The sequence below is a fragment of the Bacillus sp. SRB_331 genome (assembly GCF_003264175.1).
Lineage (GTDB): Bacteria > Bacillota > Bacilli > Bacillales > Bacillaceae_G > Bacillus_A > Bacillus_A mycoides.
Genome location: NZ_NADV01000018.1, coordinates 13176 through 35502, shown reverse-complemented (window position 1 = coordinate 35502; position 22327 = coordinate 13176). Strand labels below are relative to the sequence as shown.

Sequence of the window (22327 nt, the reverse complement as noted above, 5' to 3'; positions counted from 1 at the left end):
ACCTCTTTATACGTTACCATATTTTCTTGCTAAATAGCCTTTAAACCCATTTTTTTTGATAAGTTGCTATACTTTCATATTCTTCTTCCAAGTGACGGGACAGACGAATATAGATTGGTGTTAAATCTTTATATTTTTCCACGCTTTCCATGTTTGGTTCATGATAAAAATTTGCCCCAACCATTTCAGAAACTACATGCAACGTATCTACTTCACCTAAACTATATAAACCGAGGATCGCAGCTCCTAAGCAAGAACTTTCGAAACTTTCAGGAACATATACGTCTTGATGAAAGATATCTGCCATCATCTGTCTCCAAAGTTCCGACCTTGCAAAACCACCTGTCGCTTGAATTTTTTTCGGTTCGCCGATAAGCTCTTTTAAAGCAAGCAGAACGGTATACAAGTTATAAATTACTCCTTCTAAAACAGCACGAATAAGATGTTCTTTCTTATGATGTAATCCAAGTCCAAAGAAAGACCCTCGCGCATTTGCATTCCATAAAGGAGCTCTTTCTCCTGCTAAATACGGATGAAATAATAAACCGTCAGATCCAGGGTTAACTTTTGCTGCTATTTCAGTAAGCACTTCATATGGATCTTTTCCTAAACGCTTCGCAAGTTCAATCTCTGAAGTGCCTAATTGGTCACGAGCCCACCTAAAAATCATCCCACCGTTATTAACTGGCCCGCCAATTACCCAATGGTCTTCAGTTAGGGCATAACAAAAAATTCTACCCTTTGGATCCGTTACGGGACGATTTGTGACGGGACGATTTGTGACGGGACGATTTGTGACGGCACGTATCGCACCGCTCGTACCAATTGTAACAGCAACAACTCCAGGCTCTATGGCATTTACACCTAAATTAGATAGTACTCCATCACTCGCTCCTACTATAAAGGGCGTAGAAACAAGTACATTCATCTCTTTTGCAAGTTCTTCATCTAATCCTATTAAGCTGTGTGTAGTTGAAACAAGTTTAGAAAGTTTTTCATCTGTAATCCCTGCAATCTGTAAAGCCTCTTCATCCCATTTTAAAGATTTTAAATTAAACATTCCTGTTGCTGATGCTATAGAATAATCAATTACATATTCCTTAAATAATTTATAGAAAACATACTCTTTAATAGAAATGAATTTAGAGCTTTTTGCAAACAATTCAGCATGCTCATTCTGTAGCCAAACTAATTTCGAAAGCGGTGACATAGGATGGATTGGTGTTCCAGTCCGAAGGTAAATTTCATGACCATTCATATCATTCTTTATTTTCTCTGCCCAGCTTGCGCTTCTATTATCTGCCCAAGTGATACATCTCGCTACCGGCTTCCCTTCTTCGTCTACAGCAATGACACTATGCATTGCCGAACTAAAGGAAACACAAAGAATATCAATCGGTTGTACATCACTTGATTGTATAGCTTCTTTAATCGTATGTATCACTGCTTGAAAAATCTCTTCTGGATCTTGTTCTGCTATTTCTGGCGCTGGAGAATATAAAGGATATTCAATCCCGTGGCTTGCAATAACAGACCCATCAATCGAAAATAAAACTGATTTTGTACTAGTTGTTCCAATATCTACACCAATCATATATTTCGAGCTCACTATGTAACCCCTTTCAAAATATTCCTATAACAAAAGAGCACCCACAAAGTTCTTTCTTGATTACATACATACTTGAAATCACCATGATTTATACGAAAAAAAACTCTCCCTTATGAGAGTTACGTCCAAATAAACTTTACACTCATAAGGGGGTCCTTTTCATAACTATTGTGCTATTTTGAAAATGAATCGTTTCTTTTTATATTGCTGTTTTCACGTAATAAGATGCCAAACTCGAGATTAAGTTTACAGGATGAAGTTACATAGAGAGTGGTCTTCTCATGAAAAAAGCAATTAGTGAAAGCTTCACTTCATTATAATTTAGGCGCTTTTGCCCAATCCGCAGCAAACTTTTCAATACCTTGGTCTGTTAATGGATGCATAGCAAGTTGTTCAATTACTTTATAAGGAATTGTTGCAATGTGAGCACCTGCCATCGCTACACGAGTTACATGATCTGGGTGTCTGACAGAAGCCGCAATAATTTGTGTATCTAATTGATGAATATCTAATAATTCAGCAATTTTAGCAACTAATAGTACACCATCTTCAGAAATATCATCTAAACGTCCTAAAAATGGAGAAACGTACGTTGCACCTGCTCGGGCCGCTAAAAGAGCTTGGTTCACAGTGAAAATAAGTGTAACGTTCGTTTTCACACCTTTTTCAGTAAGATAGCGACAAGCTTCTAATCCTGCTAACGTCATCGGAAGTTTTATCGTGACGTTTTTATCGCCACCGTTAATTTTAATTAATTCTTCTGCTTGAGCAATCATTTCTTCAGCTGTAACAGCATCTGGCGTTACTTCTGCCGAAACAGACTCAACTTTAGGTACTGCCTGACAAATTTCTGCGATACGGTCTTCAAACTTAACGCCCTCTTTTGCTACTAAAGAAGGATTCGTTGTAACACCAGCTAAAACTCCAAGTTTATATGCTTTTTTTATGTCCTCAAGATTTGCAGTATCAATAAAAAACTTCATGATTAATTCCCTCCAGTTTTTAAACGTTAACGAGTTATAATTTTAAGATGTTTATCCCGCTATTTGCCGGGCAGTAAGACCCCCACCTCAAAATTCAGCGAAGCAAAGAAGTTAGGTTTGGGGTCGGGCTTCCCGTAAAAGCCCGATTGGTGAAGGCTAATAATCAGTGGGGGATAAAGAACCCCCACTGATTAAAGTTTCACTTTATTTCTTTTCTACTGCATGTCCGCCAAATTCATTGCGCAGAGCTGCTACAACTTTTCCTGTAAATGTATCATTGTCTAATGAGCGGTAGCGCATTAATAGAGCCATTGCGATAACAGGCGTTGCTGTTTGAAGATCTAATGCTGTTTCTACTGTCCATTTGCCTTCACCAGAAGAATGCATAACGCCCTTAATTTCATCAAGTTTTGCATCTTTAGAAAATGCATTTTCAGTTAATTCCATTAACCAAGAGCGAATTACTGAACCGTTGTTCCATACTCTTGATACTTTTTCATAATCATAATCAAATTCACTTTTCTCTAAAATCTCAAATCCTTCACCAATAGCAGCCATCATACCGTATTCAATTCCATTGTGAACCATTTTTAAGAAGTGACCACTACCAGCTTTTCCAGCATATAAGAATCCATTTTCTACAGCTGTATCGCGGAAGATAGGTTCAACGATTTCCCAAGCTTCTTGATCTCCTCCGATCATGTAACAAGCACCATTACGAGCGCCTTCCATTCCGCCAGAAGTTCCTGCATCCATAAAGTGAATGCCATCTTTCTTTAATTGCTCATATCGGCGAATAGACTCTTTATAATGTGAATTACCCGCTTCAATTAAAATATCTCCTTTTGAAAGCAATGGTGTAACCTCATCAATAACAGAATCAACAACAGCATGCGGAACCATAACCCAAAGAATTCTTGGTGATTCTAATGACTGAACAAGTTCACTTAAACTAGATGTACCTGTAGCCCCATACTCTTTCATTTCTTCTACTGCGCTCGTATTTAAATCAAATGCTGCTACTTCATGTTTATGATCAATTAAATTTTCCCCTAAGTTTAATCCCATTTTACCTAACCCAATTAATCCTACTTGCATAATATAATTCCTCCTCAGATTATCTTTTATTAAAAATCCATATCACTACGATTTTGAATACCTTTCAGTATCGATAAATCCAGAAAGGTATTCACAGTCATAGCTTAAGAATTCAATACATTTTGTGTAATGTGAACAACATTTTCTGTCGTAAATCCAAATAGATTCATGACTTCAGCTCCAGTTCCTGAAGCTCCAAATGTTTCAATTGATAATATTTTTCCTTCTTGGCCTACATAACGCTCCCAACCGAGAGATACACCCATCTCAAGAGATACTCGTTTTGTTACAGAAGACGGAAGAACCGATTCTTTATATTCTTGCGATTGACGATCAAATAACTCCCAGCTCGGCATTGCAACAATACGAACAGAAACATGTTCTTCTTCTAATTTTGCTTTCGCACTAACAGCCAATGATACTTCAGAACCTGTCGCAATTAAAATCACATCCGGATTTTCATTTGTTTGTGTTAATACATAAGCTCCTTTAGAAAGATTCTCTATATTCGCTTTCGTTTCATCAAACACCGGTAAATTTTGACGGCTAAGTACTAAAACGACTGGACCATCCGTTTGCTGTAAAGCATAGGCCCAAGCACTCGCTGTTTCATTTGCATCTGATGGGCGGATAACTGTTAGACCAGGAATTGCCCGAAGAGCTGCTAATTGTTCAATTGGTTCATGAGTTGGACCATCTTCTCCTACAGCAATCGAATCATGTGTAAATACATAAGTAACAGGTAACTTTTGCAATGCAGCAAGTCGAATTGATGGACGAAGATAATCATTAAATACAAAGAATGTACTTACGAAAGGTTTTACTCCTCCATGAAGTGCCAGCTCATTCGCTGCCGCTCCCATTGCATGTTCACGTACACCGAAGTATATATTTCGGCCAGCAAACGATTCTACTGCATACACTGCTTCACCTTTCATATCTGTCATAGTAGAATGTGAAAGATCTGCACTTCCACCGAAAATAGAAGGAATCGATTTTACATAATGATTAATAGCTTCCCCACTTGCAACACGAGTTGAAATTGTTTTTTCAGTATCAAAGGATAGAATATCATTCGCTTCGATTAAAACCTCACCTGTAATCGCTTTTTCTAATTCATCTGCTTGTGCAGGGTTCACTTCTCTGTATAAGTTGAACTGCTCATTCCAATCGTTGTCTTTTTCAATACCTTTTTGTTTCAGTTCATTAAAATGAGCTTTCACTTCTTCAGGTACAAAGAAATCTTCCTCATAATGCCAACCATACACTTGTTTTGTCGCTGTCGCCTCTTCTACTCCAAGCGGGTTACCATGCGCTTTATTTGTTCCAGCAACTTTTGGACTTCCATAACCTATAATTGTTCTAATTTCTATAAGAGTAGGTTGATCCGTATTTTCTTTCGCTAATTGAATGGCTTTTGTGATAGCATCGACATCGTTTCCATCTTCAACTCTTACATATTGCCAATGTACAGATTCTGCCCTTTTCTGAGTATCTTCAGAGAAAGCAATGCCTAATTCACCATCAAGTGAAATTTCATTTGAATCATACAGTACAATTAACTTACCAAGTTTCATATGTCCTGCCATTGACATCGCTTCATAAGAGACACCCTCCATTAAATCACCATCTCCAACTAAAGCGTACGTATTGTGATCTATAATAGAGTGACCATCCTCATTAAACTTCGCTGCTAAATGAGCTTCCGCCATTGCCATTCCGACAGCATTGGCAATTCCTTGTCCTAACGGGCCTGTAGTCGCTTCAACTCCAGGGGTATGACCAAACTCAGGATGTCCCGGTGTTTTACTATTTAACTTTCTGAAACTTTTCAAGTCTTCAATTGAAACGTCATACCCAGCTAAATGAAGTAGGCTATATAGTAGGCTCGATCCATGTCCCGCCGATAAAACGAAACGATCACGGTTAAACCATTCTGGATGATTAGGATTGTGATTTAAATGATTCGCCCATAATGCATAAGCCATTGGTGCTGCTCCCATCGGAAGACCTGGATGACCTGAATTCGCCTCATTAATAGCATCGATCGATAACGTACAAAGTGTATTAACTGCTAATTGATTCATGTTTTGTGCCATAATAATTGTCCCCCTAAATACCTTCATTAAAGAATGTACTTATTTTTCCGTTTTTTGATCTAACCACCATTTAAATTCACTTTCTTGTAACAGTTCATTAGCCGCATCTGGACCATATGAACCAGACTCATATTCATGAAGTGGTAATAAGTTTTCCTCGAATGCTTCAAGAATTGGTTGTACCCATTCCCATGACAATTCAACTTCTCTCCAATGTGCAAAGAATGTAGCGTCTCCACTCACAGCATCATGGATAAGTCTTTCATACGCTTCAGGTACTCCCACATCCACTTGCTCGCAAGTAAAGTTAATACGGATCGGTTCAATCTCTCCATTTTTCAATGGATTTTTACTATTTAACTGTAATGAAACATTCTCACCTGGGCTAATTTCAATTATTAATAAGTTAGGTTCTGCATTTGGATTATTATCTTGATACTGCTGTTTTAACGTATTTTTAAATTCAATTACAATACGAGTAGACTTTTCTTTCATTCTTTTGCCTGTTCGTATATAAAATGGAACGCCAGTCCAAAACGGATTATCGATCCATAAGCGTGCAGCAACAAATGTGTCTATGTTAGAAGAAGGATTTACTCCTGGCTCCTCTTTATATGCTACAACTTGTTGTCCCTTTATCTCTCCCGAAGAGTATTGACCGCGAATGATATGGTCCTGAACGTCTTCTTTTTTCACTTTACGAAGCGTCTCCATTACCTTTCGTTTTTCCTCTCGAATTTCACACGCGTTAATCTTTTCCGGCAGATTCATGGCAGTCATCATTAATATTTGTAACATATGATTTTGAACCATATCACGAATGGCTCCTGCGTGATCATAATATCCGGCTCTTTCTTCAACCCCAACCGTTTCACTAGCTGTTATTTGTACATTTGCTATATGTTCTTTGTTCCAAATCGATTGGAGAACAGGATTTGCAAATTCTAGTGCTTCAAGGTTTTGAATCATCGGTTTACCTAAATAATGATCAATACGGTATATCTCGTCTTCTTCAAACGTTCGACTAAGCTTATCATTAAGCTCACGAGCAGATGTAAGATCGTGCCCAAATGGTTTTTCAATCATCAGGCGTTTCCATCCATCCGTTTTATCAAGTCCGCTTTCCTTAATATTTAAAGCGATTGTCTCGAAAAATTCAGGTGCAACTGAAAGATAGAACATTCTATTACCTTTTATATTTAGTTCTTTTTCCCTTTCACGTACGACTTGTAATAACCTCTCATAGTCTTCCGGCTTACTCACATCTAATGGGCAATAACGAAAATTATCTAAAAAACCTTCGAGTTCTGGAGTACCTTCTTCTCTATGACGGGAAAACGTCTCTATTGATTCTTTTATTCTTTTTTGAAAATCTTCATGAGATACTTGACGTCTCCCAAGCCCGATAACAGATATTTGCTTTGGAAGCTTTTGATCTCTATATAAGTTATATAGTGCGGGGTAAATTTTTCTTTTAGCTAAGTCCCCTGTCGCTCCAAATAAAACAAAGGTCATTGATTCCAATTTCAGTCCCCCTCATGGTGTATAATCATTGTCACTATATTAAAAATGAATTGTACAGAAGCTCATACTCTTGTTGATTCATTCTTGCTTCTTCTTATCTTCTAACTCTTTTCTTTTTATAAAAAACAAAGAGTTATCAAATTTCAATTCTTTTATACCTTTCGCTTTCTAATTGTCCCCAATATCAATAGTGGCAATTCAAAGCATTTCTACCACAACTTGCTTATTTATCGAACTATACTTAATAATATATATTTAATTACTTTTAGTTATTAGATAACCTTACATCTAGCATATTAACTACATAAATTATTATCGTCAAGAAAAATGTCTCGAATTAAAGACTTTTCATTTCGTAATATTTTTCAGTTTTTGTCTATTTATTAGAAGCAGACGGTATAATTCAATGAATAGCGTACCACCGAAAATAAAATGTTCTTTAGCCGAATATGGTTGGCCTTTAGCGTCCATACTAGATTCACTTTGCACTTTTTAGGAATGTCATCTCGAAAAAAAATGAAAATACGTCTATTCTCATTACAGTAGACAAATAATAAAAAGGCAAAAACGAACAGGGATATGTCCGTTTTTGCCTTTTTTAATTAACCATTAAAGTTACTTTTATTATTGATTCAAATGATTTTTAACTGCTCTTATAACCAATTCATGATCTACTTCTGGTGGTAATCCTGAAACTGTTATCATTCCAATAGCCCCTACGTTTTTTATTTGGATAGGAAAGCATCCACCAAACGCAGCGTATTCCGAAGCATCTAACAGATATTTTTCATTATATGAAATTCCAGTTATTTCACTTTGTATCTGCATATAATACGAGCTATGATTATGCAGGGAAACGACTCGTTTTTTACGCTCAATCCATTTCGTATTTTCCTCAGTTGTCCCTGTCATCTTGAAATGAAATAATTGCACACCATTTTTTGTTATATCAACAGCAATCAATTTTCCCTCTCGCTTTGCTGTTTCAACGATAAATAAACCTAATTGCAAGGCATCTTCATTTGTAAAAGAGGAAAATTGAAGTGTTTCCTCGTCTATTAAAATTTGTTTACTTATTTCACTCAAATTTGAAGTACTCATATCTTCAACCTCCATAATCGTTTTATGCCACATTGGCATTTTTTGAAATTACCCTACTCTAAAGTATCACCTTTCAATACTTCTGAATCTAAATAAACTGCTGTAACAGCATCGGTAACTAGTACCGTAAAGCTTGTTTTCTCCTTACTAGTGCTATTATGAATGATAAAAAGTAAGCATTTTCAAGTGCTATAGGTACTTTAAAGTACTATCCTACTTATCCCCCTCTTGCGTAGGCTATTATGAAATATATTTAACACATTAAAAATGTATGTACTAAACAATAATATTTTTAATATAAAACTTTTTCCGCTCAATGACTGCACTCCACATTCATTCATAGCTTTTTTTATCAAGTGGAACAAAAAGAATCTAGTCGGTATTAGATTCTTTCCTGCTCGAAAAACACTCTTATATTTCCATGCCTTTATTCATAATAAAGACCTTCGTTCACGATACGATTATATGTATAAACTCTTTCCTATATTGTTATAAAAGACTTAGAATAGAACTTCTATCAAAAGCTCATTTTAATTACAGTAAAACATTAATGAAAAGAATGAATTTTTAAAGGAAACTTGTTTGTCATAGCATCTTTGTTTTGAAGTAAAAGATATTGATGCCGCTGTGGAACGTTTAAAAGCAATTGGGGTAGAACCAGATGGAGAACCAATTGTCTTCCAAGAAGATGATGGCTTGAAATCTGGATTTGGTACAGGAGTTGCCTACTTCCGTGATCCAGATGGTACTAATTTAGAGCTTCTTGCTCCAAAAGGTCCCTTTAGACGTGACTAATTACAATAAGCTGCCCATATGGACAGCTTATTTACATAATTATCGTTATTGGCAGTGAAATGACTTTACACATCTAAGTTGTTGATGATAGCTAATATTTGATGAATGGAACTATTTAAAACCAAAGGATTGATTTTACAGAAACTTAAAAATACAAATAGATATCATATTTATTATAATTTTCAAACTCCCCCATTAACTAACTCGTTTATTGAGTTTAATTTTGAAGAAAGTCCGATAAACCATTCTTCGTCTCCTGTTAATAATGCTAAATCTATAAGAAAAAGGATTTGCTCCTTGTTTATTGCCTTTGATTCAGGAAGTTTTTTTACATGGTTACTCAAAAAGGACATTGTTTTACTTATTGTATCTCTGTTGTCACATTTAACAACATTAACCTTAACTACTTCCCCTACATTATCAAATGATTCAATATAACCAAGTATTAATTCACCCTCTATTGATATTCCACGAACCCAATCTCCTACTTTTAAAACATGATTATTATTTGACATCATACCTTTTCACCTTCCTACAAATGATTTTAGTATTAATATATTAGGAGTAGTTCCTCATTTTTAGAGGCGACAAACAAGATATACAAAAAAATTCAAACTGTAATGTTTTTCATTACATTTAGACAATAAGAACTACACGGCTATGTAACAATTAAGCCGTTTATCGTTCTTGATTGATTAGATCGACTACTTCTTTCATCGTATAGTTCTTTAAATATTCACCTAGATGTTCTTCAGCACCTAAGAAAATAGTAAAAAGGACTTTTCGCATATTCGAACCTACAATACACTGGTCATTCGATTCTGGACATTTAGGTTGCAAAGCACCTTCTGAGGTTATTTGATAAATATGCCAGAGATTAACTTCACTTAAATCTTGAGCGAAAATAAATCCTCCACCAATTCCCTCTTTTGATTGTATAAACTTATGTTTTTTTAACAAACTTAACACTTTGCGAATGCGTACTGGATGAACACCTGCACTTTCTGAAATAGCATTACTTGTTGACATCCGGTCTGGCTGTAAAGCTAAATAAGTTAAACTGTGAACGGCCAAGGTAAAGTCACTGTTCATGGTCTTCCTCCTACGATATAAATTGCTAATCACTTTCCAAGATACTGTAACTATAAATATTACAGATAAGTTTGTCAAACGTTAAGATATATAAATAATTCTTACCATGAAGAAATAAATTCCTTTGTATTCTATCCTAGCTCATCTATGTCTAAATAAATTCATTTAGCTATTTGAACAACCTTTTTATCATTCATGCTTTTTAAGTTTAAAATAAATTTAAAAATCCCACTGTTTCTTGACTTGTTCTTCTGCTAATTGTTTAATTTTTGTCCATATCGTATCTTTGCTCACAATAACATTTGTTTGATAGTTTCTATTTTTATAATTAACTGTAACGCATACTTCAATCATCTTCTACTTCCTCCTTTCAAAAAAATTCTCCTTAAGAAATATTACTTATTAATTAGCCAACTTTTGCAATTCCATGCTCAAAACTGTTCGAACGCTACGTGGTAAAAATTTGCGAATTTCTTCCTCGTTAAAACCAATCTGTAATCTTTTTTCGTCCAGCATAATTGGGCGACGCAACATTTGTGGATGTTCAATTATTAATTTATAAAATTCATTAAGCGAAAGCGCCTCGATATTTATATTTAATTCCTGAAAAGTTTTAGATCTAGTTGAAATGATTTCAGTAGCCCCCTCTTCAGTTAAACGAAGAATTGATTTAAGTTCATCAACTGTCATAGAATTTGATACGATGTTTTTTTCAATATAATTAATTTGATACTCCTCAAGCCATGCTTTAGCTTTTCGGCATGAACCACAGCTTGCTGTCGTATATAGAATCACCATATTTTACTCACTCCTTTAATGTTCTTTATCAAACGTACAATTATTTTAAATATAGGTTATTGAAATGTATTAAAAAAAATTACAGTTTAGAATTAAATTCACGTAATGTTATTTATTCGACAATATTTAATTTATCTTAACTATCCGTTCCCTTTTATAATGATGCTTTAATAAAATTACTGTATCTACATTTTACAGACGATGACAACTCACTTCTTAAAACCATACTGTAATTTTAAACTTTACAGTTATATTAATCAACTGTTAAGTCTTGGATTAAATCTATTAACGTAACAAATCGTTTTCTTTTGTGTGAATGTCCCCGTAGTGTTACGCCAACCAGTTCCAGATGCACTTTAAAGTACATACTTTTTATTATGTAAAATACATTTCATAATGGCATATGTAAGAGTTGAGTGAGTAATACAGTATTAGAAATTACCTACTTTACCTTTTAGTACCCATCGTACTTTAAAGTGCGTACTTTTTTAACTGTTTAAATACTTTTATAATGCATTTTGTCAGGCAATGAGATGGCATAGATTGATTTGGTCAGCCTTTGATTTTCACATCTATTGAGCAAAGTTTAAAACGTTTAAAAACAGATCGTCTAGACTTTGTTTTCATTCATGATTTAGCACAAGACTTTTATGGCGACGAGTGGATTTCACAATTTGAAACGGCTCGTACAGGAGCATTCCGTGCGCTAACACGTTTACGTGAAGAAGGGGTCATTAAAGGTTGGGGACTTGGAGTAAACAAAGTAGAATCCATTGAACTGATGCTTGATTTAGAAGAAGCGCAGCCAAATATATCCTTGTTAGCTGGTCGTTATTCATTATTAGACCACGAGCGTGCCTTGCAACGAGTAATGCCTGCAGCTGTAAAGCATAATATGGATATTGTTGTTGGTGGCCCATATAGCTCAGGTATTCTTGCTGGAGGTGCTCACTTCGAATATCAAAAAGCATCACCAGAAATCATTGCAAAAGTTGAGAAAATCAAAGTTCTTGCAGATCGTCATGAAATCAGCATCAAAGCTGCTGCATTACAATTTTCACTAGCTAATCCAGCTGTTGCAGCTGTTGTTCCTGGCGCAAGTAAGCCGGAACGAATTGTAGAAGACCAAGCTGCATTAAACACAGTAATTCCAACAGCATTCTGGGAAGAAATGCGCGAACAAAAACTAGTAGCACCTAATGCACCACTACCAATCAACGTAAAATAAAGTGAAACTTTAATCAGTGGGACGGTTTATCCCCTACTGATTATTAGCCTTCACCAATCGGGCATTTACGGACAGTTGATCTACCACCTAACTTCTTTGCCCCAGCCGAATTTTGAGGTGGGAGTTTTACTGCCCACAAATAGCGGGATAAATTAAAACTTTAATCAGTGGGGCCACCCCCACTGATTATTTGCCCGCAAATACCGGGATAAAAAGGAGCGTAATGAACATGGCACATACTACTACATCTATGACAGTCTTTGCTTCACCTGAACAAGTATGGCAATTAATCGGAGGTTTCAACTCCCTTCCAGACTGGCTACCTTATATACCTAGCAGTAAAGTAGCTGAAGGTGGACGCGTACGTCATCTAGCTAATCCAGATGGTGATACGATTATAGAGCGCTTAGAAGTATTCAATGATAAGGAGCGCTACTACACGTATTCAATTATGAATGCATCCTTCCCAGTCACTAATTATCTATCCACGATCCAGGTTAAAGAAGGTACTGAAAGTAACACATCGTTAGTAGAGTGGTCTGGTAACTTCACTCCTGTAGGGGTTAATGATGAAGAGGCAATTAATCTGTTTCATGGCATCTACAGCGATGGTCTGAAGGCATTGCAACAAGCATTTCTAGATTGATTTACTTTAAAAGAAACAATGAAAAGCAAAGCGCTGGGCGCTTTGCTTCTTATAGAATCCCTTTTAACTTTTTACTAATTAACTTCGCTAAATACCCATAACCTTGTGGTCCAAAGTGTAAATCGTCTTTTTCATTAATCTAGCACTCCTTTACGTACGAAACAGCTTTCCTTCTATCGCTTTCATATATCTTTCCGCAGAACGTTCAACTGCCTCATTTGCATGTTCTTTTACTACTCGGTGGAAGGCGTTATATAGACGATTAAACTGTAACGGTTTCACTCGATTCGCCATTTCCTCAACTTTTCTCGCCGGTAATGGAATTAAGTTTGGATAGCTATACATGAAGCTTACCCACTGCTGATCCGCTACAACTTGAATGATATCACCTGTTAATAATATACCTTTCCCATCATTTCCTTCTTCCCAATGTAATACAGAACCGCCACTAAAATGTCCTCCGAGACGATGAATGGTAATTCCATCTGCTAATTGTAAAGACTCGCCAGACCAATAAATAATACGACTACTTGGGCGCATAACCCACTCTTTATCGTCTTCGTGTATATAAATTGGTACATCAAATGTTTCTGCCCATTCTACTTGTGTTGAATAATAATGCGGATGAGATAGTGCAATCGCATCTAATCCGCCCCACTCTTTTATCTTCTCAATTGTCGTTTCATCTAAATAAGTAATACAATCCCATAACAAACGATATGACTCTGTTTTTACTACAAATCCCGTCTGACCGATCGCAAATTCTGGTTTTGTCGTAATACTATAAAGCCCATTTTCTTCTTCTATAATTTCATTTTTATATGTATCACTCGTTTGCAAGTTTTCTAAACTCGTCCAAGACTGCCCTTTCGGATTAATATATTGTCTCTCCTCATCACAAATAACACAACTTACCGGTTCTTCCACACTCGCTGCATACTGCACGCCACACGTTGTACAAACGAAATTATTCATATTCATTCCCCTATCCCTTTAATTTTTTATTAAGCTGATATTTTTTGATAGTTTTCTGCTTTTTTATTTTCGATTACTAAACCTATTAGAGTCAGTAAATAGACAGCTGTAACTGACAATGGAATTACAATAAGTCCATTGTCTGCAAAAAGAATCCCGCAAACTGACGTCACAAATACGGTTCCTACTGACAATACACCATAACTTTTACTTTCATAAATCCATACGTATGGTACAAAATGAACACCTATTAACATTGCTACTACAAAAGGTAACCATTCTGGAAATTGAAAATATGCAAGTAACACTAACGGAATATTTAATACATTTATCCCACCAATTATTCCAGCTAAAGTCCCTAGCGGATTTCCTTTCGCAAACATATCAATTTTCAATATAGCAGCTATCATTAAGCCACAAGGAAATACACAACCCATACCAATTAAATACACCCACACAACTTGTTTTTCTGAAAGAAGAATACCCGTTACACTCGCTACAATCCAAAACAAAATACCAGCTATTATAACAGGAACTCCCCTCTTCGTTCTTTGTGCTAAATCTCGTTTTGCTTCTGCTATGTTCATTTCACTATCTCCCCCAAACTATTTGTACTATAAAGCCGGCTCAATTTCGTTCATCCAATAACGCCAAGCTACTAAGTAATCTTCTAAATCTTTCGGGTGGTGTCTCAAACATGTATCTATACGCAAATATAATCCTATGACTATTTCCTCGTATAGATCTCGATTTTTTTTAAGAAATACACATTGTTTCATCACATAATCGATCGCTTCTTTTGTTACATCTTCCGGAGTTGAACAGAACGCATAAATTAAATCATATAAAGGATCTCCTAAAATAGGTAACGGATCAATTACCCCATGTAACCTATTCTCTCGAAATATAAAATTATGAAATCCGAAATCACCATGTAATAAAAATGGCTGATTTACTCCGGCATCCCTATTTGCTAGTTTAAGAACAATTCTATAATCTTCCTCACTTATGTAACGTCTTACATTTTCATAAGCTTCCATCACATTTGCCGTTAAAAATTCATTCCAAGATTGAACCGGACTTTCTTTCCATCCCCAGCCTTCTGCCCCTGGAACCATTTTATACTTATTGATAACTTCTTTTACAAGTGTACGAAGCGTACTTCGTTTATATCCTTGTTTACACGAAGTATTACCTTCAAGGAAAGAATACACGAAATATGTATGTAAAGGTTCCTTATACAAAAGCTTTGAAAATAAACTATTCTCCTCATAAAATGAGAGAAAATTAGCTTCTTCACGTATTACTTCCGCTTCATTCAGCTTTACTACATATTTTTCGTCCAACAAATATACAGTACTTGTCGTTCCTCCGTTCAACGCTTTTACGCTATTTGGATCATGTGAAATAACTTTCTCCTTAACTAGTTGTGCAGCAATTATTGAAATGCCCATTCTCTCACCCTTTAATTCCGAAGATTCCCCCAATTCAAAAGACAACTTTACTATTATTTGACAAACGAATAGGAAACCCCTTCCAAAATCTTAATATAACAAAAAATCATTTACTTTTATATTTCAAAAATAAGGAAATACTAACAACAACGTTACATACATATTAGGAGGACAATATGAAACCTGAATTTTTAAAAGCAGTACATGATGCCATTGGAAGTGTCGAACACATTCATATAGAAGAAAGCGGTGCCGACAGCTTACTTATCCATCATGATGATGCACAGCAATTACAACAAGTCGCTAAAACGTTAAAAAACAACAATTTCCGCTCTGCTTTAAGAACAACTGGAGATGCTTCGTATATTGAAGTGTTGAACAGATAATGAAAGTCTGGATGTATTCCGGGCTTTCTTTTTTTATCCCGCTATTTGCCGTGCAGTAAGACCTCCACCTCAAAATTCAGCGGAAGCAAAGAAGTTAGGTGGGGAATCAACTGCCCGTAAAAGCCCGATTGGTGAGGGTTGATAATCAGTGGGGGATGAACAAAACCCCCACTGATTAAAGTTTCACTTTATATTGAAATTTCAAACTCTTTTACATACACCGCCGTTCCAGCAATATCTATTTGTAACTTCTCATTTTCTACATCTTTCGTTACATAAACCGTCACACGGCCATCTTTATTTATTTCCTGTCCTTGCTCAACGATTAACTCCAATTCATGGTCAAAATCTTTCTCCAAATACGTCACATAATACGCTCCCATTACACCTGAAGCTGTTCCTGTCACTGGATCTTCAATCGTTCCAGAATAAGGTGATGAGAAATGACGACCGTGCATTTTTGCTTCTGCATCATATGTTTCCAAGCAAATTGGATGAATAGCAACCTTTGGCATTTCTTTTAATACAGATGGAAATTCACTATTATTAGGTTTCATCCTTTCACATGCTTCAAGTTTTTTAATAGGTACAATTAAAGTCCAAATACCAGTACTTCCATATACAATCGGTACATTTTCATCTAAATCATTCATTTCAAGACCAATACTTTTAGCTAATGCCTCTTTGGAACCTGAAAAACTTTGAAACTGAGGTGTTGCTTGTCTCATTTTAATAAATGTTTCCCCATTTTCATTCGTACCTATATGTATTGGCAAAACCCCTGCCTTCGTTTCAATTGTTAAATTATGTTTCCCTTCTAATAAACCTCTTTCATGAAGTGCATATATAGTCCCTACTGTCGCATGACCACATAAATCATTTTCATGACCAGGTGTAAAATAGCGAATTCTTACATCTGCTACTTCTGAAGAAAGAACAAAAGCCGTTTCGTTAAATCCAACCTTTTCAGCAATACGCTGCATTTCCTCTTCCGTTAATCCATCCGCCTCTAGTACAACACCTGCTGGATTTCCCATATTAGTTTTATTCGTAAATGCGTCGTAATGAAATACGTTTATGTTCTTCATTTACCTATCTCCTAACCCTTTTTAAATAATTTATAATAACTCTCTATCTCCGTTTTTATCACACAATTATTTCTCCAAAATATCCTCTGCATCTTTTCATTTGAAGTATGTGTGCTTCCGATGTAATAAGTAGCCCCCATTTCCTTTAACATATGTAAAGATTGAAGATGCAGTTGGGAAGCAATTCCTTTCCCGCGATAATAAGGCATTACCCCAAAGTAAAATAATCGTCCTTCACTTTCTGTTCCAGGCTCTATATACGGTATGGACAAACCAATCGGCTCATTTTTATCATAAAAAACAATGCATGACTTTTCCCAACCTTTACCTAACTCTGTTTGCACTGAATGCAAATGTTCATCGACATTCAGAATTGACGGTCGATTTCCTGATTCCAACATACATTGCTCCCAGATGCATGTGAATTCCCTTTCCGATAATGTCCCTTCTTCTATCGAGCGATATGTATATTGTTTTTCAAGCGCCTCTATATTGTTCAACTCTCTACACACTTCTATCTTTGCCGCGTACAAATCAAAGCCCTCATCAAGTAACACTTTTACACTTGCGTTATAACTACTAAACCTTTTGTTTAATACAATACTCGCTCTTTTTAACTCCCAGTTAAAACAAACTTCTTCAAATCTACTTACCTTTTCTTTGTAAGTTTGTACGCTATAAAAAACATCTTCTTCTATTTCTTCAATCGTTACTGCATTTGGTAAACCATTTAATACTTTTCTCGAAGGACCAAATAAATTTTGAACAACTGTAAGATCGTACTTCACCACTTTATTTCACCTACACCCGGCTCAATAAACTTCCCTGAAACCTTCTCATTTGAATCTATTACCCAATCATATATATTTTGTGCTCCTTCAGCCGGAGTCATATTCGCATCAAAGGCACCAATGTCAGTCTTTAATTTTCCAGGGTGAATTGCGGTTACACGAATTCCTTTATTCTCAAACTCTTGTTGTAAGCAGAGCGTTAACATATTTTGTGCGGCTTTAGCAATTCGATATGAATATGAGAACTGCCCTTGTGGAAATTCTTTTCCGGCCATTTTATGTAATGAACCTAAACGAGAGGATACATTTATTATTCTTGGTTGATTCGACTTAGTTAAAGCCATATATGTACCTTTTACAGCTCGAATAACTCCTAAGCAATGAACATTAAATAGTTCCATTAACTCTTCAGAATTTGTACGTAAAATCTCGGTTTCCTTACCAGTAATTCCAGCGTTATTTATAACTAGATCAATATACTTTGTATATTCCTCCAGCTGGTTCTTAATTTGCTCCGTACTCTCATCAATCGATAAGTCTGCTAATATAGGAAAACATCTAGAACTAAACATTTTCTTCAATTGCGTTACCGCAACCTCAGTTCTAACTAGCGGATAAACAATATGTCCATTTTCATGAAACACTTTCACTAGCTGTAACCCTAATCCACGATTTCCACCTGTAATAAGTACCCTCATATATCCATCTCCTTATTTTTATAATAAATAAGAAAATCTGCCCACTTACCATTCCCCATAGAAAATGCCTCTCTCGTACATTCAAATGAAAAACCAGCTCTTTCTGCAAGACGAATAGATGGCTCATTATCGATATGTATATGTAATTCGATTCTATGAAATTGAAGGCCATTAAAAAATAACGGCAGCGCAGCTATTACACTTTCTGCTCCGTATCCATTTTTCCAATGTTGATTATGAATAGAGTAACCCATCATCGCCCATTGATAGTCCATACGTAAAATTTTTATAAGTTCTAGCTTTCCAATATTGGCGCCATCTTCTTTCTGAAAAATACCTAGCACATACATTTCATCCCGTCGTGCCGCCTCATCAAATCCTCTTATCCATTCCGTGAACCATTCTTTTGTTGAAGACGACATGTCATGATAGCCATCATCGTATTTATATTGAGATGATAACCTCTTATTGAATCCATCTAACCAACTTTCATAATCCTCTTTTTGAAATGGACGAATAATCAGTCTCTCTGTCTCTACTTGTAATAGTGGCAGCTTCATTTATATCTCTTCCTTTAATTGTTAATTGAATATTCTTTATTATCTTACACAAAATACAAAATCTAGTAAATCATTATGTTTTTTATAAACAAAAATCCAGTTATGCTTTTTACATAACTGGATTCTTCATTATTTAATAACCTTTTATTTCACAAGAAAAACATCCCTTAATTCCCTCTTCAACACTTTCCCTAAAGCGTTTTTCGGTAATTCGTCCATAAATACAACTTCTGGTATTTTATAGCTTGCTAGTTTTTCTTTACAATGCTGAATAATCTCTTCTTCTGTTAAAGACGTTTGAATATCCTTTACAATGTAAGCTGTTGGAACCTCCCCCCAAAAGTCATTTGGAATCCCAACTACTGCAACTTCTAAAACACCATTTATTTCATGAATTACATCTTCTACTTGATCTGGATATACGTTGTCACCACCGCGTACGATAACGTCTTTATATCTTCCCATAATATGTAGAAACCCATCATCATCTATCATACCGGCATCACCCATGTTAAACCAATTATCTTTTACTACCTTCTTTGTCGCCATTTCATTATTCCAATATCCTTTAAACATGTACGGGCTTCTTACGTGGATCTCTCCAACTTCATTTGTTGTTAGCTCATCACCTGTTTCTGGATGAACAATTTTCAGCTCTACATGTTTCAAAGTTTTCCCTACAGAAGACATTTTTTCTTTTCCCATATTTGGATGCCAAGAAGTTACTACCCAACCTTCTGTACTCCCATAACCTTGCACCATATAAATACCTTTTTCCATATATTTTTGAATGAGTGTTTCTGGCACCTTTGTACCACCACTTTGCGCTACTTTAAAGGCCGAAATGTTGCGCTCTTTTTTATCTAATTCATCAAGCATGTAACTATAAACAGCTGGGAACGCAAGCATTGTAGTAATTTTCTCTTCTTCAATCTTATCCCAAATAAGAGTAGGATTCGAATCAGCTAAAAAGACCATCGTAATGCCATGATAAATACAATTTAAAATAGAAAGCACGCCACTCATATGAAACAATGGGTGCACTGATAAAAAGCGTTCACCTGCTGGAATTTCTCTTTGCCCCGCAATTTCAGTAAAATAATGATGTAAGTTTTTATGACCAATTACACATGCTTTTGCCTGTCCAGTCGTTCCTGAAGTAAATAAGTAAATGGCATCATCATCTTCATGAACTTCCACATTCGGATCTGTTATTGGCTGTTCCTTTAATTTTAATTCAAATGAGCCAAATCCTTCTTTTGTCGTCTCAATTACATAAGGAATTTCTTTAACTGCATTAATCTTTAATACAACTTCACTAAATTCATCATCAATAACTAATACTTTTAATCTCGCTTCTTTTACAATCGATTCTAATTCATAAGCAGTAAGCTGATGATTAAGCGGAATAAATACCGCTCCAATTTTTAAGCTTGCCATCATAACGCTTGGAAACGGATGATTATTTTTGCATAGAATTCCTATACGATCCCCTCTTTTCACACCGGTATGTAACAAATAATGTGCAAGCTGATTTACTCGTTCATTATACTGCTGAAACGAATACCTTTTCTCTCCACCGATAAGCGCTTCCAAATTTGGTGACTGCATTGCTCTTTTTTGTAATAATTGTCGCATCGTTCTCAAGTAAAACTCCCCTTTATATATGTTAGGGTTTTTATTTTACCAGATTAATTATTAATTTACTAAAGATTAAACTTAGTGAATTTAAATGAAGTGAATCTTTAGTCGATGTGGGGTGTTCATCCCCACTGATTATTAGTCCACACCTTACGGGCGGTTAATGCGGGATAAACAAAAATAGCCATCTACTTAACAAGTAAATGGCTATTTCTCCTTATATATTAGAAAACTCCTTATTCATCACATATTTCACATACTCAGGTGCACTTTTGTCAATCTCTTCATCACTGATTTCATATTCCGCACCATATAAATAAAATGATGGTATAAATTCCATTCCTGTATATAAGCTCGTAGCGTGGAATGGTTTCGTTAATTCATCCATTGTAATTCCACTATTTTTATAGTCTTTTTCTAAGCCACCCATAGAAATAGCTAAACCAAATTCTTTCCCCTTCACTTTATCCCCTTTTGATCCGTAGGCAAATCCATATGTTAATACATCATCGAACCATTTTTTTAATAATGGTGGTGAGCTATACCAGTAGAGTGGAAATTGAAATATATATCGGTCGTGCTCTACTAACAGCTTTTGTTCTTCTTCAATATTAAATTCCCAATTTGGTGCCACTTTATATAATTCATGCACCGTTATTTCATCTGGATATTTCTCAAGTTCTTCTACCCATCTTTTATTAATTCGAGACTTTTCAATATCAGGATGTGCTACAATTACAAGTGTTTTCATATATTTTCTTCCCCCTTATAAATAATTCAAACGCTTTAGTATTAGTATGAATGAGTCACATATAATTGAAAAGTACGTACTTTAAAGTGCTATAGGAACCTTAAAGTACCTTTGGAGGTGTTATATGAATCAAAATGATAATTGCCCAATCGCAACGACACTCGACGTGATCGGTGGAAAATGGAAAATTCATATTTTATGTGTTTTGGCGGATGGAAAAATGCGAACAAATGAAATAAAACGAGAAATTCCAAACATTACACAAAAAGTTCTCACACAGCAACTTCGGCAACTTGAGGCTGATGGGATTATCCATCGTACTGTATATCAAGAAGTACCACCAAAGGTTGAGTACACAATAAGCGAACATGGAAAATCTTTAATGCAAATTATGGATGAACTATTTGAATGGGGAAAAGACCATCAGATCAAAAGATTAAATGACTAAAAAAACTACCAAATTCTTTACATACTAGTGGGAATGGCACATCACTATCAAGCTAACAAAAAGACCCTAATAAGAAAACTTTCATTTTTATAATCCATTTAAACTTTAGCTTGATAGTGATACGGCAAGACCCTAATAAAGAAATGTATTAAACAAATTAAAAACAACAACACATACGACTAATGTTAATAAGAAAATTATAGTCGCTGAATTGCTTACTTAATTTTGAAATCTAAACAGTTACCCTTTAAGCCAAGCTTAATAATATCGCTTTTGTACGATTATCTGTTACTTCATAAAAAATTTCTAACCCTTTCCGAGTACCTGTAACGACCTTTGTAGCTTTTAGTTTAGATAAATGTTGACTAATTGTACTTTGAGGCATTTGTAATGTTTCATACATTGTCGTTACGTTAATAGGACCTTTTGCAAGCATTATTTTTACTAATGATAAACGGACAGGATGTGCTAATACCTTCAATACTTCAGTGATTTCTTCATACATTTCTTTCATATTTTTTCTCCCCTTTTATATAAACATTAATGATATCCATATATATAA

Annotated in this window: 23 protein-coding genes and 3 pseudogenes; 5 read left to right on the top strand and 21 right to left on the bottom strand. The window is 35.4% G+C overall.

Annotated elements, in window-relative coordinates; genetic code table 11:
- Window positions 1–40 precede the first annotated feature (40 nt).
- The 6 genes from gntK to B5P42_RS12980 form a co-directional block, all read right to left on the bottom strand.
- Complete coding sequence (gntK, locus tag B5P42_RS13010) at window positions 41–1594, bottom strand: gluconokinase (protein ID WP_113734396.1); 1554 nt, start codon at window positions 1592–1594, stop codon at window positions 41–43.
- 329 nt (window positions 1595–1923) lie between these two features.
- Window positions 1924–2592 (bottom strand): fructose-6-phosphate aldolase, encoded by a 669-nt coding sequence (gene fsa / locus B5P42_RS13005; RefSeq protein WP_113734354.1) that lies wholly within the window; start codon window positions 2590–2592, stop codon window positions 1924–1926.
- Between the two features lie 204 nt (window positions 2593–2796).
- A complete protein-coding gene (gene gnd / locus B5P42_RS13000; RefSeq protein WP_113734353.1) occupies window positions 2797–3690 on the bottom strand; it encodes a phosphogluconate dehydrogenase (NAD(+)-dependent, decarboxylating) in 894 nt (297 codons plus the stop codon).
- A gap of 104 nt (window positions 3691–3794) precedes the next feature.
- Window positions 3795–5789 (bottom strand): transketolase, encoded by a 1995-nt coding sequence (gene tkt, locus B5P42_RS12995; protein WP_113734352.1) that lies wholly within the window; start codon window positions 5787–5789, stop codon window positions 3795–3797.
- A gap of 39 nt (window positions 5790–5828) precedes the next feature.
- Window positions 5829–7313, bottom strand: coding sequence for a glucose-6-phosphate dehydrogenase (gene zwf, locus B5P42_RS12990; protein ID WP_113734351.1), 1485 nt, complete (start codon window positions 7311–7313; stop codon window positions 5829–5831).
- A gap of 624 nt (window positions 7314–7937) precedes the next feature.
- Window positions 7938–8447, bottom strand: a complete 510-nt coding sequence (locus B5P42_RS12980) for a heme-degrading domain-containing protein (protein ID WP_060750707.1) — start codon at window positions 8445–8447, stop codon at window positions 7938–7940.
- A gap of 558 nt (window positions 8448–9005) precedes the next feature.
- Here B5P42_RS12980 and B5P42_RS12975 point away from each other — a divergent pair.
- Window positions 9006–9209, top strand: a pseudogene (locus B5P42_RS12975) (VOC family protein); the annotation flags it as partial.
- A gap of 182 nt (window positions 9210–9391) precedes the next feature.
- Here B5P42_RS12975 and B5P42_RS12970 read toward each other — a convergent pair.
- The 4 genes from B5P42_RS12970 to spxA form a co-directional block, all read right to left on the bottom strand.
- On the bottom strand, window positions 9392–9724 hold the full coding sequence (locus B5P42_RS12970) for an IDEAL domain-containing protein (RefSeq protein WP_088293853.1): 333 nt from the start codon (window positions 9722–9724) through the stop codon (window positions 9392–9394).
- 163 nt (window positions 9725–9887) lie between these two features.
- Complete coding sequence (gene saiR, locus B5P42_RS12965) at window positions 9888–10301, bottom strand: Rrf2-family transcriptional regulator SaiR (protein ID WP_088293852.1); 414 nt, start codon at window positions 10299–10301, stop codon at window positions 9888–9890.
- Window positions 10302–10520: 219 nt separating this feature from the next.
- Complete coding sequence (locus tag B5P42_RS12960; RefSeq protein ID WP_000573526.1) at window positions 10521–10655, bottom strand: BA3454 family stress response protein; 135 nt, start codon at window positions 10653–10655, stop codon at window positions 10521–10523.
- A gap of 48 nt (window positions 10656–10703) precedes the next feature.
- Entirely contained in the window at window positions 10704–11099 is a 396-nt protein-coding gene (gene spxA / locus B5P42_RS12955) for a transcriptional regulator SpxA (protein ID WP_088293851.1), read from the bottom strand.
- A gap of 571 nt (window positions 11100–11670) precedes the next feature.
- On the opposite strand from spxA, the pseudogene B5P42_RS12950 reads away from it, so the two are divergent.
- Window positions 11671–12327: pseudogene (locus tag B5P42_RS12950) on the top strand (aldo/keto reductase); the annotation flags it as partial.
- A 229-nt stretch (window positions 12328–12556) separates the two neighbouring features.
- Window positions 12557–12973: an SRPBCC family protein gene (locus B5P42_RS12945; RefSeq protein WP_113734350.1), complete on the top strand. Its 417-nt coding sequence runs from the start codon at window positions 12557–12559 to the stop codon at window positions 12971–12973.
- Between the two features lie 49 nt (window positions 12974–13022).
- Here B5P42_RS12945 and B5P42_RS33390 read toward each other — a convergent pair.
- The 4 genes and pseudogenes from B5P42_RS33390 to B5P42_RS12930 all read right to left on the bottom strand — a co-directional run.
- A pseudogene (locus tag B5P42_RS33390) lies at window positions 13023–13109 on the bottom strand (esterase); the annotation flags it as partial.
- A gap of 14 nt (window positions 13110–13123) precedes the next feature.
- Window positions 13124–13948: an MBL fold metallo-hydrolase gene (locus tag B5P42_RS12940; RefSeq protein ID WP_088293850.1), complete on the bottom strand. Its 825-nt coding sequence runs from the start codon at window positions 13946–13948 to the stop codon at window positions 13124–13126.
- 29 nt (window positions 13949–13977) lie between these two features.
- Window positions 13978–14535, bottom strand: coding sequence for a DUF7010 family protein (locus tag B5P42_RS12935; RefSeq protein WP_088293849.1), 558 nt, complete (start codon window positions 14533–14535; stop codon window positions 13978–13980).
- 27 nt (window positions 14536–14562) lie between these two features.
- On the bottom strand, window positions 14563–15402 hold the full coding sequence (locus tag B5P42_RS12930; RefSeq protein ID WP_113734349.1) for a phosphotransferase family protein: 840 nt from the start codon (window positions 15400–15402) through the stop codon (window positions 14563–14565).
- Window positions 15403–15578: 176 nt separating this feature from the next.
- Here B5P42_RS12930 and B5P42_RS12925 point away from each other — a divergent pair, with 176 nt between their 5' ends.
- Window positions 15579–15788 (top strand): hypothetical protein, encoded by a 210-nt coding sequence (locus tag B5P42_RS12925; RefSeq protein WP_113734348.1) that lies wholly within the window; start codon window positions 15579–15581, stop codon window positions 15786–15788.
- 188 nt (window positions 15789–15976) lie between these two features.
- On the opposite strand, the gene B5P42_RS12920 is transcribed toward B5P42_RS12925, so the two are convergent.
- The 6 genes from B5P42_RS12920 to B5P42_RS12895 all read right to left on the bottom strand — a co-directional run bounded on the left by B5P42_RS12920 (window position 15977) and on the right by B5P42_RS12895 (window position 21317).
- Complete coding sequence (locus B5P42_RS12920; protein ID WP_113734347.1) at window positions 15977–16876, bottom strand: PhzF family phenazine biosynthesis isomerase; 900 nt, start codon at window positions 16874–16876, stop codon at window positions 15977–15979.
- An 11-nt stretch (window positions 16877–16887) separates the two neighbouring features.
- Window positions 16888–17664, bottom strand: coding sequence for a GNAT family N-acetyltransferase (locus B5P42_RS12915; protein WP_113734346.1), 777 nt, complete (start codon window positions 17662–17664; stop codon window positions 16888–16890).
- Complete coding sequence (locus B5P42_RS12910; protein ID WP_113734345.1) at window positions 17661–18365, bottom strand: SDR family NAD(P)-dependent oxidoreductase; 705 nt, start codon at window positions 18363–18365, stop codon at window positions 17661–17663. The genes B5P42_RS12915 and B5P42_RS12910 overlap by 4 nt, the downstream gene beginning before the upstream one ends.
- Window positions 18362–18925, bottom strand: a complete 564-nt coding sequence (locus B5P42_RS12905; protein WP_088293845.1) for a GNAT family N-acetyltransferase — start codon at window positions 18923–18925, stop codon at window positions 18362–18364. The genes B5P42_RS12910 and B5P42_RS12905 overlap by 4 nt, the downstream gene beginning before the upstream one ends.
- A 144-nt stretch (window positions 18926–19069) precedes the next feature.
- Window positions 19070–20572 carry a class I adenylate-forming enzyme family protein gene (locus B5P42_RS12900; protein ID WP_113734344.1) on the bottom strand — a complete coding sequence of 501 codons (1503 nt, stop codon included), beginning with the start codon at window positions 20570–20572 and terminating at the stop codon, window positions 19070–19072.
- 211 nt (window positions 20573–20783) lie between these two features.
- On the bottom strand, window positions 20784–21317 hold the full coding sequence (locus B5P42_RS12895; protein WP_012261316.1) for an NAD(P)H-dependent oxidoreductase: 534 nt from the start codon (window positions 21315–21317) through the stop codon (window positions 20784–20786).
- 124 nt (window positions 21318–21441) lie between these two features.
- On the opposite strand from B5P42_RS12895, the gene B5P42_RS12890 reads away from it, so the two are divergent.
- Window positions 21442–21765, top strand: a complete 324-nt coding sequence (locus B5P42_RS12890; protein WP_012261317.1) for a winged helix-turn-helix transcriptional regulator — start codon at window positions 21442–21444, stop codon at window positions 21763–21765.
- Between the two features lie 247 nt (window positions 21766–22012).
- Here B5P42_RS12890 and B5P42_RS12885 read toward each other — a convergent pair whose 3' ends face one another.
- Window positions 22013–22279, bottom strand: a complete 267-nt coding sequence (locus B5P42_RS12885; protein WP_113734343.1) for an ArsR/SmtB family transcription factor — start codon at window positions 22277–22279, stop codon at window positions 22013–22015.
- Window positions 22280–22327 lie beyond the last annotated feature (48 nt).